At 72.1% G+C, this 17188-nt stretch carries 16 protein-coding genes and 1 rRNA gene; 8 read left to right on the top strand and 9 right to left on the bottom strand.

The genetic code is table 11. From position 1 onward, the window contains the following. From rrf to ASG76_RS02925, 3 genes are all read left to right on the top strand, one after another. Positions 1-92 (top strand): 5S ribosomal RNA (gene rrf / locus ASG76_RS02935); the annotation flags it as partial. Between the two features lie 94 nt (positions 93-186). Beyond that, a complete protein-coding gene (locus ASG76_RS02930) occupies positions 187-1215 on the top strand; it encodes a tetratricopeptide repeat protein (protein ID WP_235529385.1) in 1029 nt (342 codons plus the stop codon). Between the two features lie 183 nt (positions 1216-1398). After that, complete coding sequence (locus ASG76_RS02925; RefSeq protein ID WP_082587216.1) at positions 1399-1914, top strand: DUF3145 domain-containing protein; 516 nt, start codon at positions 1399-1401, stop codon at positions 1912-1914. Between the two features lie 22 nt (positions 1915-1936). Here the strand turns inward: ASG76_RS02925 and ASG76_RS02920 are convergent, their stop codons facing one another. From ASG76_RS02920 to ASG76_RS02890, 7 genes are all read right to left on the bottom strand, one after another. After that, the gene (locus ASG76_RS02920) at positions 1937-2323 is read right to left on the bottom strand and encodes a hypothetical protein (protein WP_162254068.1); all 387 of its coding nucleotides are present in this window, start codon (positions 2321-2323) and stop codon (positions 1937-1939) included. 126 nt (positions 2324-2449) lie between these two features. Further along, on the bottom strand, positions 2450-3880 hold the full coding sequence (locus ASG76_RS02915) for an acyl-CoA carboxylase subunit beta (RefSeq protein ID WP_056599884.1): 1431 nt from the start codon (positions 3878-3880) through the stop codon (positions 2450-2452). After that, the gene (locus ASG76_RS02910) at positions 3877-5142 is read right to left on the bottom strand and encodes a beta-ketoacyl-[acyl-carrier-protein] synthase family protein (protein WP_200948044.1); all 1266 of its coding nucleotides are present in this window, start codon (positions 5140-5142) and stop codon (positions 3877-3879) included. The genes ASG76_RS02915 and ASG76_RS02910 overlap by 4 nt, the downstream gene beginning before the upstream one ends. 87 nt (positions 5143-5229) lie before the next feature. Beyond that, positions 5230-5475, bottom strand: coding sequence for an acyl carrier protein (locus tag ASG76_RS02905; RefSeq protein WP_056599877.1), 246 nt, complete (start codon positions 5473-5475; stop codon positions 5230-5232). A 72-nt stretch (positions 5476-5547) separates the two neighbouring features. Continuing rightward, positions 5548-6561, bottom strand: a complete 1014-nt coding sequence (locus ASG76_RS02900; protein WP_056599872.1) for a beta-ketoacyl-ACP synthase III — start codon at positions 6559-6561, stop codon at positions 5548-5550. Continuing rightward, positions 6561-7745 (bottom strand): acyltransferase domain-containing protein, encoded by a 1185-nt coding sequence (locus ASG76_RS02895; protein WP_056599870.1) that lies wholly within the window; start codon positions 7743-7745, stop codon positions 6561-6563. Before ASG76_RS02895 ends, ASG76_RS02900 begins: the two co-directional genes overlap by 1 nt. Before the next feature lie 79 nt (positions 7746-7824). Further along, a complete protein-coding gene (locus tag ASG76_RS02890; RefSeq protein WP_056599867.1) occupies positions 7825-9006 on the bottom strand; it encodes a PucR family transcriptional regulator in 1182 nt (393 codons plus the stop codon). Between the two features lie 156 nt (positions 9007-9162). On the opposite strand from ASG76_RS02890, the gene ASG76_RS02885 reads away from it, so the two are divergent. Then, positions 9163-10149, top strand: a complete 987-nt coding sequence (locus ASG76_RS02885) for an alpha/beta fold hydrolase (RefSeq protein WP_235529384.1) — start codon at positions 9163-9165, stop codon at positions 10147-10149. Between the two features lie 20 nt (positions 10150-10169). Here the strand turns inward: ASG76_RS02885 and ASG76_RS02880 are convergent, their stop codons facing one another. Continuing rightward, complete coding sequence (locus ASG76_RS02880) at positions 10170-10541, bottom strand: VOC family protein (RefSeq protein ID WP_200948043.1); 372 nt, start codon at positions 10539-10541, stop codon at positions 10170-10172. A gap of 122 nt (positions 10542-10663) precedes the next feature. Here ASG76_RS02880 and ASG76_RS02875 point away from each other — a divergent pair, with 122 nt between their 5' ends. Further along, positions 10664-11521, top strand: coding sequence for a helix-turn-helix domain-containing protein (locus ASG76_RS02875; protein WP_056599904.1), 858 nt, complete (start codon positions 10664-10666; stop codon positions 11519-11521). On the opposite strand, the gene aceE is transcribed toward ASG76_RS02875, so the two are convergent. After that, positions 11496-14279, bottom strand: a complete 2784-nt coding sequence (aceE, locus tag ASG76_RS02870; protein ID WP_056599861.1) for a pyruvate dehydrogenase (acetyl-transferring), homodimeric type — start codon at positions 14277-14279, stop codon at positions 11496-11498. The genes ASG76_RS02875 and aceE overlap by 26 nt on opposite strands. A gap of 207 nt (positions 14280-14486) precedes the next feature. Between aceE and ASG76_RS19515 the strand changes: the two genes are divergently transcribed. Genes ASG76_RS19515 through ASG76_RS02855 form a run of 3 tightly spaced genes read left to right on the top strand, consistent with a single transcriptional unit; the run spans position 14487 to position 17052 of the window. Further along, complete coding sequence (locus tag ASG76_RS19515; RefSeq protein ID WP_056599858.1) at positions 14487-14915, top strand: DUF3052 domain-containing protein; 429 nt, start codon at positions 14487-14489, stop codon at positions 14913-14915. Further along, positions 14912-16582 (top strand): AMP-binding protein, encoded by a 1671-nt coding sequence (locus tag ASG76_RS02860; RefSeq protein ID WP_082587213.1) that lies wholly within the window; start codon positions 14912-14914, stop codon positions 16580-16582. The genes ASG76_RS19515 and ASG76_RS02860 overlap by 4 nt, the downstream gene beginning before the upstream one ends. Then, positions 16579-17052, top strand: coding sequence for a peroxiredoxin (locus ASG76_RS02855; RefSeq protein WP_056599855.1), 474 nt, complete (start codon positions 16579-16581; stop codon positions 17050-17052). The genes ASG76_RS02860 and ASG76_RS02855 overlap by 4 nt, the downstream gene beginning before the upstream one ends. Positions 17053-17188 lie beyond the last annotated feature (136 nt).

The raw sequence follows: 17188 nt of genomic DNA, 5'->3' as shown, positions 1-17188 counted from the left end.
CACCCGGTCCCATACCGAACCCGGAAGTTAAGCCTTTCAGCGCCGATGGTACTGCAACCGAGAGGTTGTGGGAGAGTAGGACGCCGCCGGACAAACATTTGGCAGAGGCCCCCAGTGATCTGGGGGCCTCTGCTCCATTTCGGGGCACCAGTGAGTACGGTGTCTGCGGGACGGGGTTCGACATACGTGAAGAAGGGAAGTGCGGCCGTGGCCGAGGACCGTCGAGGACAGCGTCCGTCACGAGGTGAAGCCGGCAGCGGCCGGGGATCCGGCTCGGCCGGTCGCAGCGGAGCGCCGTCGCGCGGTGGGTCCTCCAGCCGCGGTGAGGACTCCCGTGGCTCCCGTGCCGGCGGCGGACGGCCGTCGAGCGGTGACAGCCGCGGGCGCGGCGGTCGCGACGACGCTCCCCGCGGCAAGGGCGCCCCGTCTCGCGGTGGCTACCAGGGCGGCAAGTCCGGTGGCGGGAAGCCGAGCGGTGGGCAGGACCGCGGCTACCGCGGGCGCTCGGACGACCGCGTCCGCACCGCCGACCAGGCGGCGTACGACGGTCCGGACCTTCCGGAGAACGTGACCGGCGCCGAGCTCGACCGCGGTGTCCGCGCCCAGCTCAAGGGCCTCCCGGAGAAACTGGCCGCCCGTGTAGCCCGACACCTGGCAGCTGCCGGCATGTTCATCGACGAGAACCCCGAGCTCGCCTACCAGCATGCGCTCGCTGCTCGTGCCCGCGCCTCGCGCATCGCCGTGGTCCGCGAGGCCGCGGGGGAGTCCGCCTACGCCGCCGGTCACTACGCCGAGGCGCTGTCGGAGCTGCGCGCCGCCAAGCGGATGAACGGCGCCACCGACTACCTGCCGATCATGGCCGACTGCCACCGGGCCCTCGGCAACCCCGAGCAGGCGATCAAGCTCGCCAAGAGTCCGTCCGTCGCCAACTTCAGCTCCGAGGCCAAGGCCGAGATGACGTTGGTCGAGGCCGGTGCACGTCGCGACATGGGTCAGCTCGACGCCGCGCTGCGCACCCTCGAGCTGGCGCCGCTCACCTCCAAGAGCCGCGCGTCCTGGGTGGTGCGGCTGCGCTACGCGTACGCCGACACGCTCGAGGCTGCCGGTCGCGAGTCCGACGCCCTGGCGTGGTTCCACCGCACGCACGCCATCGACTCCGACGAGCTCACGGACGCCGCGGCGCGCGCCGACCTGCTCGAGCGCCGCCAGTCCTGAGCCCGGCCGGCGCCGCGCCCGCGTGCATCGCGGGCGCGGTGCTGGCGTTCGGGACTCGCATGGGCCACAATGGTGGTCTAATCACATACGTGTCACTCGACTCTCGTTGAGCTAGGACGACAGACCGCTGGGGAAGGCGCATCTGGAGCGTCGGAACTCAAGGAGGTCACAGTGACCACACGCATTGCTTCCCGTCCGGACGGTCCGGCCACGAGGGGCATTCTCTACGTGCACTCTGCTCCCTCCGCACTCTGCCCGCACATCGAGTGGGCGGTGGGCGGAGTCCTCGGCGTCGCCGTCTCGCTGGACTGGACGCCGCAGCCTGCCCAGCCGGGCTCCTACCGTGCTGAGCTGTCGTGGAGCGGTACGTCCGGCACCGCCGCGGCCGTCGCCTCCGCGCTGCGCGGGTGGAACTACCTGCGCTTCGAGATCACCGAGGAGCCGACGAGCTCCTCGGAGGGCACGCGCTTCTCGTGCACCCCCGACCTCGGCATCTTCCACGCCATCACCGGCCCGCACGGCGACATCCTCATCCCGGAGGACCGCCTCAAGGCGGCCGTGGTGAAGGCCGCACTCGGCGACACGACGCTGCTGCTGGAGATCGACAACCTGCTCGGCAAGCCGTGGGACGACGAGCTCGAGACGTTCCGTCACGCTGGTGAGGGCGCGCCGGTCCGCTGGCTGCACCAGGTGGTCTGACGCAGCATCGATTCGCTGCGCGTCAGAGGTTGCGGCGACGCAGCCGGAAGTGCTCGGTGACCTCGACGGTGGTGGCGCGGTCGCCGTCGTAGGACACCAGGACGCCCCGCAGCGTGAAGCGTCCCGGGACCGTGGCCCACCGGCAGAGCCGGTAGGACAAGACGCCGGACTCGTCGTCGTTGGGTCCCAGCTGCGACTGGGCGTTGACCCCCTTGCCGCGACGGTCCTGCAGCGTGATGTCGAGGGTCCAGTCGTCGGAGGGCACGGTGACCGCGTAGGCGTACGCGTAGTCCTTGCAGCCCCGCTTCAACCGTCCGTCCGGGGCGTCCAGGGTCCCGGAGACCGCGACCGGCTCCGTCGCGGCCGACGACGTGCCGTCGCCAGGCGTCGGGAGGGGGAGTGGCAGCATGCCGGCGGCGGTGATCGTCGCGGCAGTGAACAGGCTCGACAGCAAGGGGCACCTCCGAGGGGTCTTCTGGCTCAACGACGTCGTGTGACGTCCGTTACGCAGTGCCCCTCGGCGGTCGCCTCCCTGTCAGAGCGGGATGTTGCCGTGGCGGCCGCGGCGTACGCCCGCGGTGTCGATCTCGTGCCGCATGGCAGCAGCGATCGCGCTGCGGGTGCGGGTGGGCTCGACGACCTCGTCGACGACCCCGATCTCGACGGCCTTGTCGACACCGCCGGCGATCCGCTCGTGCTCGGCGGCCAGCTCGGCCTCGACCTGCGGGCGGATCTCGGGCGACACCTCGGCGAGCTTGCGCCGGTGCAGGATGCGGATGGCGGCGACGGCACCCATGACCGCGACCTCGGCGCCGGGCCAGGCGAAGACGCGCGTGGCGCCCAGCGAACGTGCGTTCATCGCGATGTAGGCGCCGCCGTAGGTCTTGCGCGTCACCAGGGTGACGCGGGGCACGACGCACTCGCCGAACGCGTGGAGCAGCTTGGCTCCACGGCGTACGACGCCGTCCCACTCCTGGCCGACGCCGGGCAGGTAGCCCGGGACGTCCACCAGGACCACGAGCGGCACGCCGAACGCGTCGCACATGCGCACGAACCGCGAGGCCTTCTCGGCCGACAGGGAGTCGAGGCAGCCGCCGAGACGCAGCGGGTTGTTGGCCACGACGCCGACGGTGCGGCCGCCGAAGCGACCGAGGGCGGTGACGATGTTGGGCGCCCAGCGGGCGTGGAGCTCCTGCATGGTGCCCTCGTCGAGCAGCCCGTCGACGAGCGGGTGCACGTCGTAGGCGCGCTTCTTCGACTCCGGCAGCAGGGCGCCGAGGTCACGGTCCTCGACGGAGTCGGCGGCGAGGCTGCCCTGGGCACCCAGGAGGGAGGCGACCGTGCGGGCACGGTCGAGGGCCTCGCGCTCGGACTCGGTGAGGATGTGCACGACACCGGAGCGTCGCCCGTGCGGCTCGGGACCGCCGAGGCGCAGCATGTCGACGTCCTCGCCGGTGACCGAGCGCACCACGTCGGGCCCCGTGACGAAGATGCGACCCTCCGGGCCGAGGATGACCACGTCGGTCAGCGCGGGGCCGTAGGCGGCGCCGCCGGCGGCGGGGCCGAGCACAACGGAGACCTGGGGGATCACGCCGGAGGCCTGCGTCATCACCTGGAAGATGCGGCCCACGGCGTGCAGGGACAGCACGCCCTCGGCCAGGCGGGCGCCGCCGGAGTGCCACAGCCCGATGATCGGGACCCCGTCGGTGATGGCGCGGTGGTAGGCGTCGACCACGACCCGGCAGCCCACGTCACCCATCGCGCCGCCCATGACGGTGGCGTCGGAGCAGAAGGCCACCACGGGAGTGCCCTCGACGCGACCGACGGCGGCGAGCATGCCGGAGTCGTCGTCGGGCGTGATGAGCTCGAGGCTGCCCTCGTCGAGCAGCGCGGTGAGGCGGTGGACCGGGTTGCGCGGGTCGTCCTCGCGGGGGAGCTTGGCGGGCTTGGCCGCGGTGGCGGTCACTTCGTGCTCCCGGTGACGCTCCCGAAGGCGACCGCGACGTTGGCGCCGCCGAAGCCGAAGGAGTTGTTGAGCCCGACGATGTCGCCCTCGGGCAGGTCGCGGCGCGACGTCGGGATGTCGAGGTCGACCTCGGGGTCCTTGTCGTCGAGGTTGATCGTCGGCGGGCTGACGCGGTCGTGCAGCGCCATGACGGTGGCGACGGCCTCGAGCGCGCCGGCGCCACCGAGGAGGTGTCCGGTCATCGACTTGGTGCTGGTGACCACGCAGCGGTCCACGTGCTCGCCGAGCACGGCGTGCAGCATCAGGCCCTCGGCGATGTCGCCCTTGGGGGTCGAGGTGGCGTGGGCGTTGACGTGGACGACCGTCGCCGGGTCGACGTCGCCCTCGCGCAGCGCCATCCTGATCGCTCGGGTGCCGCCGCGACCCTCCGGGTCGGGCTGGGCGATGTCGTGGGCGTCGTTGCTGATGCCGGCGCCGAGCACCTCGGCGTAGATCTTCGCGCCACGGGCGCGGGCGTGCTCCTCGGACTCCAGGACGAGCACCGCGCCGCCCTCGCCGAGCACGAAGCCGTCGCGGGCGACGTCCCAGGGACGCGAGACCCGGGTCGGGTCGCCGCCCTCCTCGCTGCCGGTCTTGGACAGCGCCATCATGTTGGCGAAGGCAGCCATCGGCAGCGGGTGGATCGCGGCCTCGGTGCCGCCGGCGAGCACCACGTCGGCGCGGCCGAGGCGGATCAGGTCGATCGCCATCGCGATGGCCTCGTTGCCCGACGCGCAGGCCGAGGTGGGGGCGTGGACGGCCGCGCGGGCGCCGTACTTCAGGCTGACGTTGGCGGCCGGGGCGTTGGGCATGAGCATCGGGACGGCCAGCGGCGAGACGCGGCGCGGTCCCTTCTCGAGCAGTGCGTCGTAGTTGGCGAGCAGCGTCGTCACACCGCCGATGCCGGAGGCGACGGCCACGGCGAGGCGCTCGGGCTCGAGGCCGGAGCCCTCGAGGCCAGCGTCGGCCCAGGCCTGGTCGGCGGCGACCATGGCGAACTGGCTGGACCGGTCGAGGCGGCGCGCCTTGACCCGGTCGAGGACCTCGGAGGGCTCGACGGCGACGCGGCCGCCGATCTTCACCGGGAGGGTCTCGGCCCACTCGTCCTCGAGACGTGCGATGCCGGAGGTGCCGGACAGCATCGCCTGCCACGTGGTGGCGACGTCGCCGCCGACGGGGGAGGTGGCGCCGAGGCCGGTGACGACTATGCGGGTCGAGGGCATCAGGGGGATCCGTTTCTCGCGGTGGTGGAGGAGGGCCGGGAGTCACGGGGGCCGGCGCGCGGCCGGCCCCCGTGACGCGGGAGGGACTCAGCCCTGCGAACGCTCGATGAAGGCGACGGCGTCGCCGACGGTCTTGAGGTTCTTGACCTCGTCGTCGGGGATGGTCACGCCGAACTTCTCCTCGGCGGCCACGACGACCTCGACCATGGAGAGCGAGTCGACGTCGAGGTCGTCCACGAAGGACTTGTCCAGCTGGACGTCGTCGGCGTCGACGCCGGCCACCTCGTTGACGATGTCAGCGAGGTCGGCGCGGATTTCTTCGGTGGTGGCCATGGGGCCTTCCCTTCTCTGGTGGGTGCTGCTCGGGTGGTCCTGCGGTCGTTCGGGGTCGATCTGTGGTGCAGGTCAGGGGACGGTGACGACCTGGGCGGCGTAGGCCAGGCCGGCACCGAAGGCGATGAGCAGGGCGGTGTCGCCGCTGCGGGCCTCGCCCTCGGCCATCATGCGGTCGAGCGCGAGGGGGACCGACGCGGCCGAGGTGTTGCCCTGGTCGGCGACGTCGCGAGCGATCCGGACGTGCGCGGGGAGCTTCATCGACCGCGCCATGGCATCGATGATGCGCATGTTGGCCTGGTGGGGGACGAAGACGTCGAGCTCGTCGATGGACACGCCCGCCGCGTCGAGGGCCTGCTGCCCGATCTTGGCCATGGCGAACGACGCCCAGCGGAAGACCGGGTTGCCCTGCATCGTCAGGTGCGGCATCACGCCGGAGCCGGGCTGGGTGTCGGTGCCGACGACGTCGCGCCAGTCCTCGCGCTGCCGGATCAGGTCGAACTGCTCGCCGTCCGAGCCCCACACGACGGGGCCGATGCCCGGGGTGTCGCTGGGTCCCACGACGGCCGCTCCGGCCCCGTCGGCGAAGATGAAGGCGGTGCCCCGGTCGGTGAGGTCCAGGATGTCGGTGAGTCGCTCGACCCCGACGACCAGGACGTGGCGGGCGCTGCCGGCGCGGACCATGTCGGAGGCGATCGAGATGCCGTGGCAGAACCCGGCGCACGCGGCGGAGATGTCGAAGGCGGCTGCACCGCCGGTGCCGAGCTCGTGGGCGATGGCGGTGGCCACCGCCGGCGTCTGGAGCAGGTGGCTCACGGTGGCGACGACGACACAGTCGATCTCCCCGACCTCGAGCCCCGCGCGCTCGATGGCGATCCGGGACGCCTCGACCGACATCATCTGCACCGACTCCTCGGGGCCCGCCCACCGGCGGGTCCGGATGCCGGAGCGCTGCTGGATCCACTCGTCGCTGGAGTCGATCGCGTCGACCACCTCGGAGTTGGGCACCACGCGGGCGGGGCGGTAGGAGCCCATGCCCATGATGCGCGTGTGCGGTGCACCCGTCGTGGCTGCGATGGGGGCCATCAGTGGGTCGCCTCGGGGTGCACGCGCAGGAGCGGCTGGCCCGGGGAGACCAGGTCGCCGTCCTCGACGAGCCACTCGACGACCGAGCCACCGTGGGTGGCGGTGATCTCGATGCGGTCGCGCAGGCTCGCGACCGAGCCGATGACGACGCCCGGCGCGAGCAGGTCGCGCTCGACCGCCTCGGACGAGAGGTGGAAGGTGCCCTTGGCGGGGGAGACGACCATCCGCCAGGTCGGGCTGGTCTCGATCATCGACGCCTCGCCGTGCTTGTCGCAGAAGTCGCGGGCGGCGTCGAGCTGGTCGGGCGTCTTGAGGGCGAAGGTCTCCACGCCCTTGAGGGCACGCTTGGCGATGCCGGTGAGCGTGCCGGCGGGCGGCATCTCGAGGATGCCGGTGACGCCGAGGTCGGCCATGGTCTCGAGGCAGACGTCCCAGCGCACGGGGTGGGCGATCTGACCCACGATGCGGCGCAGCACGTCGCGACCGTCGTGGACGACCTGTCCGTCGCGGTTGGAGATCACCGGCGTGCGCGGGTCGTGGGTGGAGACCGAGCGGGCGAGGGAGGCCATCCGGTCGACGGCCGGCGCCATGTGGGTGGTGTGGAAGGCGCCCGCGACGCTCAGCGGCATCAACCGGGCCTTGGCCGGTGGGTCGCCGGCGAAGGCGGCGAGCTGGTCCATCGTCCCGGCGGCGACCACCTGGCCGGGCCCGTTGTCGTTGGCCGGGGTGAGGCCGTGGCGCTCGATGCTCGCCAGCACCTCGTCACGCTCGCCGCCGAGGACCGCGGTCATCCCGGTGGCGGTGGTGGCAGCAGCGGCTGCCATCGCGTTGCCGCGCTCGCGCACCAGCACCATCGCCTGCTCGGCGGTGATGACGCGGGCGCCGGCGGCCGCGGTGAGCTCGCCGACGCTGTGGCCCGCGACCGCTCCGATGCGCGCGAAGGCGTCGGCCGGGTGCGGGAAGAGGTCGAGCGCGGCGACCAGGCCGGTGGCGACCAGGAGCGGCTGGGCGACCTTGGTGTCACGGATGGTGTCGGCGTCGGCCGCGGTGCCGAAGTGGGCCAGGTCGATGCCGGCGACGGTGGCCAGCCAGTCGAAGCGGGCCGCGAACGTGGGGTCCTCCAGCCAGGGCGTGAGGAAACCGGGGGTCTGGGCCCCTTGACCAGGGGCGACGATGACGAGCACAGGTCCACTGTGCCGGGTCGCGGAGCGACGACGCGGGTCCGACGCCGACGAAACTCACCGGGTGATCCTTGTAGGGTTCCTACAACTCGGTGCGACCGGACTGGCGCCCGAGGATGAGGGCCAGCTGGAGTGCGAACGCCTCGCGGGGTCGGGTCGGCGACCATCCCGTGACGTCGGCGACCTGGCGCAGGCGGTAGCGCACGGTGTTGGGGTGCACGAACAGGGCGCGGGCGGTGCCCTCGATCGAGGTGCCGTGCTCGAACCACGCCCCGAGCGTCTCGAGCAGCGTGCCGCGGGCTGCCATCAGCGGGAGGTAGACCTCGTCGACGAGGTGGCGCCGCGCGTGACCGTCGCCGGCCAGGGCGCGCTCGGGCAGCAGGTCGCGGCTGGCGACCGGGCGCGGGGCGTCTGGCCACCCGCTGGCGGCGCGGTGGGCCGACAGCGCGGCCCGCGCCGACGCGCTCGCGTGGGCGAGGTCGGCGGTCACGGGGCCGACCACGACCGGACCTTCCCCGAAGTGGTCGAGCAGCCGGGTCGCGGCCTTCAGGGGATCGGTCACCCCGCCGAGCACGACGACGAGCCGCTCGCCCTGGGTGGCGCAGAGCGCGTCCATGTCACCGGCCCTGGCGGAGCGGCGTACGGACTCGAAGACGTCGAGCTCCGCGCGGTGGGGCGGCACTGCGCCCAGCACGACAGCGACGTCGCCGTGCGCTCCCCAGCCCAGCGCACTGGCGCGCGACAGCACCGTCTCGTCGGCCTCGGCGCGCACGACGGCGTCCACCACGAGCGCCTCGAGCCGGGCGTCCCACGCGCCGCGGGACTCCGCGGCCCGGGCATAGACGGCGGCGGTGGCGAAGGCCACCTCGCGGGCGTAGAGCAGCACCGCGTCGTGGACCTCACGAGCGTCCTCGGGGTCGAGCAGGGCATCGATGTTGGTCTCGACCACACGGATGCTCAGGCGCACCAGCTCGACGGTCTGCTGGAGCGAGATCACTCCTGTGAGCTCGCGCGGCGCCGCGCCGAAGACCTTGGCGTCGAGCGGGTCGAGGGCGGCGTCGTCGGAGGCGCGCGACTCGCGGTCGTACCAGTCGACGAAGCCGCGGATGCCGGCCTGGACGATCAGGCCGACCCAGGAGCGGTCCTCGGCGCTGAGGTCGTCGAACCACGGCAGGTCGCTCGCCATCCGACCGGTCGCCGCGGTGCTGAGGGCCCCGCTGGAGCTGCGCAGCGCCTCGGCGGCGCGGCGGCGGGACGGGGGCATGGCCCGACTCTAGTGGCGCGCCCGGTGTAGTGGGATTCCCACGAAGCGCCAGCGGGCTCCGGGAGGTCACGACTTGGCATCGTGACGACGCGCCCGCGCTCGGGCGATGTCGCGCGTGGTTGAATCCGGGACCTGTCCCGAACGGTTGGAGGTCGCGTGCCCCGTCGCACGAGCCCGCACGTCGAGCACGTCACCGTGCACGGGCACCGCCGCGCCTACGTGCGCATGGGCTCCGGCCCGGCCCTGCTGCTGCTCCACGGGCTCGGCTGCGACCACACGACGTGGGCGCCGGTGATGGAGTCGCTGGCCCGCACCCACACGGTGATCGCCCCCGACCTGCTCGGTCACGGGGAGTCCGACAAGCCGCGTGCCGACTACAGCCTGGGCGGCTACGCCAACGGCATGCGCGACCTCCTCACCGTGCTCGGCATCGACGCGGTGACCGTGGTGGGCCACAGCTTCGGCGGGGGAGTGGCGATGCAGTTCGCCTACCAGTTCCCCGAGCGCACCGAGCGGCTCGTGCTGGTCGCCTCCGGCGGGCTCGGGCCCGAGGTCTCACCGGCGATCCGGGTGATCACGACGCCCGGCTTCCACCAGGTGATGGCGCTGCTGGCCGCGCCCGGTGTCCGCCACGTCGCCACGTCGGCGATGCGGCTGCTGGCCGGCAGCGGCGTACGCCAGGCGCGCGACCTCGCCGAGGTCGCCGACATCTACGACTCCTTCAAGGACCCGCGCACGCGCGCCGCCATCCGCCACGTGACGCGTGCGGTGGTCGACTGGAAGGGCCAGATCGTCACCATGGCCGACCGCGCCTACCTCACCGAGGCGATGCCGATGTGCGTGGTGTGGGGCGCCGACGACATGGTCATCCCCGTGGCGCACGCCAGCAACGCCAGCGCGCTCGCGCCGACCGCGCGGATCGAGATCATCCCCAACGCCGGCCACTTCCCGCACAAGGACCACCCGGAGCGCTTCACCAAGATCGTGCGCGACTTCATCCGCTCGACCGAGCCGAGCCGCTACGACCGGGTCCGCTGGCGCGAGCTGCTGGACGAGGGCGGTGCCTGGGCACCGGTCCAGGCCGAGGCGGGCGAGTTCCCCGTCGCCCCGGTGCACGCCGTACGACGCGCTGCCGGCGCCTGAGGCCCCGGGCGGGCCGACCCTCAGCCCCAGCCGGCCGCGTCGGTGACGCAGAAGGGGTGTCCGGCAGGGTCGACGAGCACGCGCCACGTCTCGCCCGGTTGCGGGTCGGCCAGGCGGGCGCCGAGGTCGAGTGCCCGCTCGGTGAGCGCGTCGACGTCGTCGACGGCGAGGTCGAGGTGGAACTGCTTGTGCCCGCCCTCGTCGGGCCAGGACGGCGGCTGGTGGCCCTCGACCCGGCCGAGTCCCAGGGCCGGTGAGCCGTCACGGCCGGTGAGCATGGCGTAGTCGGCGTCCTGCGCCGCGACCCGCCAGCCGAGCAGCGCCGACCAGAACTGCGCCGCGGGCGCGACCTCGGCGCAGTCGAGCGTCACCATGGCGATTCGTGCGGTCATCTCGTGCGTCATCCTCGGTCTCCTCGTCGTCGGGGTCGGCACCGATGGTCGCGCGGCGGGCTCCCGCTGCGCTTGGACAAACGCGACAGCCGCTGTGGGCGCCTCCACCTAGGGTGCTGGTCGTGCCCACGCGATCCGGTCGAGCCCACGCCGCGATCCTGCGCCCGAGCGCGGCAGGGCGGCTGATCGAGGTGGGGCGCACCGAGCCTGCGGACGACCTGGCGGGGCTGGTCGACTACTTCTGGTGGGTGCGCTGGAACACCGCAGAGATCCACGACCAGGAGGTGGTGCCGCGTCCCGTGGTCCACCTGTCGGCCGAGGTGGTGGCGGGCGTGCCGCGGCTGCTGGTCCACGGCGTGCACCCGCACATGTTCACGCGCCGGCTCGACGGTGCCGGGCACACGGTGGCCGCCGGCTTCCGTCCGGCCGGCTTCCGCCCGTTCCTGCGCGGCGACGTGGCCGCCCTGGTGGGGCGTGAGGTCACCGCGCTCGAGGTGCTGGGCGTGGACGACCGGGAGGCGGCGGAGCGCGCCCTGGGCTGCGCGCGACCCGAGGACGGTGCGGTCGTCCTGGCGGCGTGGCTGCGGGCACTGGAGCCGCAGCCCGACCCGCTGGTGCCGCGTCTGGCCCGGCTGGTGGAGCAGGCGGAGGAGGACAGCTCGCTCGTGCGAGCCGCGCAGCTGGCCGACCTCGCAGGGGTCAGCCTGCGCACGTTGCAGCGGTGGTTCGCCTCGCACGTCGGGATCGGACCCAAGTGGGTGGTGCAGCGCTTCCGGCTGCTCGATGCCACCGCTGCGGCGCACGAGGGCCGCGACGTGGACTGGGCGGCGCTCGCGGCACGGCTCGGCTACGCCGACCAGTCGCACCTCATCCGGGCCTTCACGCAGCTGGTGGGCCACCCGCCCGCGCACTACGCGCGGGAGGTGGCCCACCAGGTGGTGCCTGCGGGGACGACTACGCGTCGCCGCCCTCCTGCTTGATGTCCTTCGTCGCGGTGGGGTCGTCGATGCGGTAGCGCTCGGAGGCCTCGATGACCTTCTCCACCGGGAGCTCGCCGGCGTCGGCGAGTGCCTGCAGCGCCTGGACGACGACGCTGACGGCGTCGATGTGGAAGAAGCGGCGAGCGGCCGGACGGGTGTCGGCGAAGCCGAAGCCGTCGGCGCCGAGGACGCGGTAGTCGGCCGGCACCCAGCGCGCGATCTGCAGCGGGACGGCCCGCATGTAGTCCGACACGGCGACGACCGGACCCTGCGCGCCGGCGAGCTTGTCGCTGACGTAGGCGGTGCGACGCTGCTCGCCGGGGTTGAGCAGGTTCCACTGCTCGGCGGCGGCGCCGTCGCGGGCCAGCTCGTTCCAGGACGTGACCGACCAGAGGTCGGACTGCACGCCCCAGTCCTCGGCGAGCATCCGTGCGGCGTCCTCGATCCACGGGTAGGCCACGCCGGAGGCCATCAGCTGGACCCGCGGGCCCTCGCCCTCGGCCGTCGAGACCTTGTGGATGCCCTTGAGGATGCCCTCGACGTCGACGTCGGAGGGCTCGGCGGGCTGGGAGACCGGCTCGTTGTAGACGGTGAGGTAGAAGATGACGTTCTCGCCGTCGCCGTTCTCGCCGCCGGTGCCGTACATCCGCTCGAGGCCGTTCTGCATCACGTGGCTGATCTCGTAGGCGAACGCCGGGTCGTAGTGCACGACGGCCGGGTTCGTCGCAGCGAGCAGCGGCGAGTGGCCGTCGGCGTGCTGGAGACCCTCACCGGTCAGCGTGGTGCGACCTGCCGTGGCGCCGATGAGGAACCCGCGGGCCAGCTGGTCGGCCATCGCCCAGATCGAGTCGCCGGTGCGCTGGAAGCCGAACATCGAGTAGAAGATGTAGAACGGGATCATGTGCTCGCCGTGCGTGGTGTACGCCGAGCCGGCCGCGGTCGCGGACGCCATGGCGCCGGCCTCGGAGATGCCCTCGTGCAGCATCTGGCCCTGCGCGGACTCCTTGTAGGAGAGCAGCAGCTTGCGGTCGACCGACTCGTACTGCTGGCCGCCCGGGTTGTAGACCTTGGCGCTCGGGAACATCGAGTCCATGCCGAACGTGCGGTACTCGTCCGGCGCGATCGGCACGATGCGGTCGCCGATCTCCGGGTCCTTCATCCAGTCGCGCAGCATCCGGACGACGGCCATCGTGGAGGCGATCTTGTTCTTGCCCGAGCCCTGCTTGAGGTCGGAGTAGATCTCGTCGCCGGGCAGCTTGAGCGCGGTCGCGCGGTTGACCCGGCGCGGGATCGAGCCGCCCAGGGCCGTGCGGCGCTCGAGCATGTACTCGATCTCGGGGGCGTCGGCGCCCGGGTGGAAGAACGGCGCACCGCCGGTCTTCTCGTAGGACTCCTCGAGGTCGCGGTCGCTGATGGGGAGGTAGAGGCGGTCGCGGAACTTCTTGAGGTCCGGCAGCGTCAGCTTCTTCATCTGGTGCGTGGCGTTCTTGCCCTCGAGGGCGTCGATCGTCCAGCCCTTGATGGTGTGGGCCAGGATCACCGTCGGCTGGCCGGTGTGCTTGGTCGCGGCGTCGAACGCGGCGTACACCTTGCGGTAGTCGTGACCGCCGCGGGGCAGCTTCTCGATCTGCGTGTCCGACATGTGCTCGACCATCTTGCGCAGGCGCGGGTCGGTGCCGAAGAAGTGCTCGCGGACGTAGGCGCCGTCCTCGGTCGAGTAGGTCTGGAACTGGCCGTCGGGGGTGGTGTTCATCCGGTTGACCAGCACGCCGTCGACGTCCTTGGCGAGCAGGGCGTCCCACTCGCGGCCCCACACCACCTTGATGACGTTCCAGCCGGCGCCACGGAAGTTGGCCTCGAGCTCCTGGATGATCTTGCCGTTGCCGGTGACGGGGCCGTCGAGCTGCTGGAGGTTGCAGTTGATGACCCAGGTGAGGTTGTCGAGCTCCTCACGGGCCGCGACGCGGATCGCGCCGAGCGACTCGGGCTCGGCCATCTCGCCGTCGCCCATGAAGGCCCACACGCGCTGCTGCTTGGTGTCCTTGATGCCGCGGTTGTCCATGTAGCGGTTGAACCGCGCCTGGTAGATGGAGCCGATGGCGGTGAGGCCCATCGAGACGGTCGGGAACTCCCAGAAGTCGGGCATGAGCCGCGGGTGCGGGTACGACGGGAGGCCGGCGCCCTTGCCGTGCTGGACCTCCTGGCGGAAGCGGTAGAGCTGCTCCTCGCTCAGGCGGCCCTCGAGGAACGCGCGGGCGTAGACGCCCGGCGAGCCGTGGCCCTGGATGTAGATCTGGTCGCCACCGCCCTCGTGGTCCTTGCCGCGGAAGAAGTGGTTGAAGCCGACCTCGTAGAGGCTGGCCGAGGATTGGTAGGTGGCGATGTGGCCGCCGACCTCGAGGCCCTTGCGGTTGGCCGAGGAGACCATCACCGCGGCGTTCCAGCGGATGAAGGCGCGGATGCGGCGCTCGACCTCCTCGTCGCCGGGGAACCACGGCTCGCGCTCCGGGGGGATCGTGTTGATGTAGTCGGTGGAGCGCAGGGCGGGCACGCCGACCTGCTTCTCCCGCGCGCGCTCGAGCAGGCGCAGCATCACGTAGCGAGCCCGGTCACGGCCCCGGTCGTCGAGCATCGCGTCGAAGGACGCGAGCCACTCCTGGGTCTCGTCGGGGTCGATGTCGGGCAGCTGGGTGGGGAGTCCCTCGTGGATCACCGGCACGATCGCCGGGTTCTTGCTGGACTTCTCGGCGTCACTCACCCGTGCATCGTGTCACGCGACACGGCCGCACGAAATCTACCCGCGGGTAGGCCCGGTTGCGGTGAGACAGAGGCCACGATGCCCGCCCGACGCCCGCCCCGCGCCCGCCCGGCGGGCGGGACGGGGTTGCGGCGCCTGCTGTGTTCGGGTGGACTATGCGTCACCTCGCGCGCGACGTCGCGGGGACCCGATCATTGGAGGCACTGCGTGAGTTCGACGGTGGGCGACTCTGCCCCGGCAACCGGGATCGGCGATCGGCTGGGGCTGAAGCCCGGCATGGTCGTCCAGGAGCTCGGCTGGGACAACGACGCCGATGACGAGCTGCGCGTCGCGGTCGAGGACTGCATCGACGCCGACATGGTCGACGGTGACTACGGCAACGTGGTCGACGCGGTGGTGCTCTGGTGGCGCGACGACGACGGCGACCTCGTCGACGGTCTCGTCGACGCGCTGACCGACCTCGTCGGCGGTGGCTCGATCTGGCTGCTGACGCCCAAGGTCGGGCGGCCCGGCACGGTGGACGCGGCCGACGTCTCGGAGGCGGCCCCGATCGCGGGCCTGTCGCAGACGACGACGGCGTCGGTCAGCAAGGACTGGCAGGCCACGCGACTGGTGGCTCCGAAGACTCCCGCGTGAGGGCTCGCCGGCTCGCAGGTGCGGTGGCAGGCGCCGGCACGACGGTGCGCGTCCTCGGCCGCGCGGGGGTCATCCGCCCCTACGGTCCGCGCACGCTGGTCGACATCGGCCGCGTGGTCCTGCGCTGGGGGACCGGCCCCGCGGGCGGCTTCGCGACCCTCGCGGCACGGTCGCCGCACCAGGTCGGCGTGGTGGACGAGCTCGGTGAGCTGACCTGGGGCGAGCTGCACCGCCGGTCGAACTCCCTGGCCCGTGCCCTCGCCGAGCGCGGCGTGGGGGAGGGCGACTCGGTGGCGGTGATGTGCCGCAACCACCGGGGCTTCATCGACGCCTCCATCGCGGTGGCCAAGCTGGGCGCAGACATCCTCTACCTCAACACCGCCTTCGCCGGCCCGCAGCTCGTCGACGTGCTCGAGCGCGAGGCGCCCCGGCTGGTGATCCACGACGAGGAGTTCGCCGGCCTGCTGGCAGGCGCCGACCTCGACCACCGCGTGCTGGCGTGGACCGACGGTGAGGCGGGCTCGGAGGAGACCCTGGAGCACCTCGTGTCGGCGTACGACGAGGGCGACCTGCAGCCGCCCCAGCGACACACGCGGATCGTGATCCTCACCTCCGGCACCACCGGCACCCCCAAGGGAGCACCGCGCAAGGAGGCCGGCATCGACGCGGCCGTCTCGCTGCTCTCGCGGATGCCGCTGCGGGCTGGCTGGCGCACCCACATCGCCGCGCCGCTGTTCCACACCTGGGGCTTCGCCCACCTCGCGCTCGCGATGCTGCTGGGCTCGACCGTCGTGCTGCGGCGCACCTTCGACCCGGCCGAGGCGCTGCGGACCGCGCAGGACGAGCGGTGCCAGTCGATGGTGGTCATCCCGGTGATGCTCCAGCGGATGCTCGCCCTCGACCCCGAGGTGCTCGACACCTTCGACCTGGGCCGGGTCGAGGTCGTCGCCTCGTCGGGCTCGGCGCTGCCCGCCACGCTCGCCCAGGCCTGGATGGACCGCTTCGGCGACAACCTCTACAACATCTACGGCTCGACCGAGGTCGCCTACGCCTCGATCGCGACGCCGCAGGACCTGCGCGCCGATCCCACGTCGGCCGGCAAGCCGCCCCACGGCACGGTCGTGAAGATCCTCGACGAGGCGGGCCACGAGCTGCCGCGCGGCGAGACCGGACGGATCTTCGTGGGCAACGGCCTGCTCTTCGAGGGCTACACCCACGGCGGGTCCAAGGAGGTCGTCGACGGGCTCATGTCGTCGGGCGACGTGGGCTACTTCGACGACGCGGGCCGGCTGCACGTCGCGGGCCGTGACGACGACATGATCGTCTCCGGCGGTGAGAACGTCTTCCCCCAGGAGGTCGAGGACTGCCTGGTCGCCCACGAGCAGGTGCACGAGGTCGCTGCGGTCGGCGTCGACGACGAGGACTATGGTCAGCGACTGCGCGCCTTCGTGGTGCGGGTCGGCGAGGTGTCGGCGGACGAGCTGCGCGAGCACGTGAAGGCCAACCTGGCCCGTTTCAAGGTGCCGCGCGAGATCGTCTTCGTCGACGAGCTGCCCCGCAACGCCACCGGCAAGGTCCTCAAGCGGGAGCTGGCCCGGCACGGCGAGCACGACGGCGAGCAGGACGACCACGACGGGGACGACGAGAAGGACGGCAAGCAGGCGTGACGTGCGAGGGACTGTGCATCGGTGACGAGGCACCCGACTTCACCCTGCGGGACCAGTTCGGCCAGGACGTCCGGCTGAGCGACTTCCGCGGGCGCAAGGCGGTCGTGCTGATGTTCTTCCCGTTCGCCTTCACCGGTGTCTGCACCGGTGAGCTGTCGGGGGTGCGCGACCGGCTCGACGAGTTCCTCACCTTCGACACCGAGGTGCTCGCGCTGTCGTGCGACCCGGTCTACTCGCTGCGCAGCTTCGCCGAGGCCGAGGGGCTCAACTTCCCGTTGCTCTCGGACTTCTGGCCCCACGGGCGCGTCGCCTCGGCCTACGAGGTCTTCGACGAGGTCAAGGGCGCGCCCCGGCGGTCGTCGTACGTCGTGGACCGCGAGGGCCGGCTGCGCTGGGCGGTGCACAACGCCAACCCCGACGGCCGTGACCTCGACGAGCACCTGCGCGAGCTCCACGCCGCCGCAGGCTGAGCGTCTCCGGGTGCTCCGGTCTAGACCGGCGCTGTACAAATCAGCGAAACCGGGGACGGCCTTGCGGGGTGGTGTAATCTTTGTCTTGTTGAACCGCTGGTGACCCGAGACGCCAGCGGTTCAACTCATTTCAGAC

Source organism: Nocardioides sp. Soil774, assembly GCF_001428125.1.
Lineage (GTDB): Bacteria > Actinomycetota > Actinomycetes > Propionibacteriales > Nocardioidaceae > Nocardioides.
Note: the sequence above shows the minus strand (reverse complement) of the source record. Positions and strands in the feature narration are given on the sequence as shown.

Coding starts and splice junctions, on each gene's coding strand:
- ASG76_RS02920 (WP_162254068.1), bottom strand. CDS start 2,323: ATGCTGCCACTCCCCCTCCCGACGCCTGGCGACGGCACGTCGTCGGCC.
- ASG76_RS02910 (WP_200948044.1), bottom strand. CDS start 5,142: ATGCCCTCGACCCGCATAGTCGTCACCGGCCTCGGCGCCACCTCCCCC.
- ASG76_RS02900 (WP_056599872.1), bottom strand. CDS start 6,561: ATGGCCCCCATCGCAGCCACGACGGGTGCACCGCACACGCGCATCATG.
- ASG76_RS02890 (WP_056599867.1), bottom strand. CDS start 9,006: ATGCCCCCGTCCCGCCGCCGCGCCGCCGAGGCGCTGCGCAGCTCCAGC.
- ASG76_RS02880 (WP_200948043.1), bottom strand. CDS start 10,541: ATGACCGCACGAATCGCCATGGTGACGCTCGACTGCGCCGAGGTCGCG.
- ASG76_RS02905 (WP_056599877.1), bottom strand. CDS start 5,475: ATGGCCACCACCGAAGAAATCCGCGCCGACCTCGCTGACATCGTCAAC.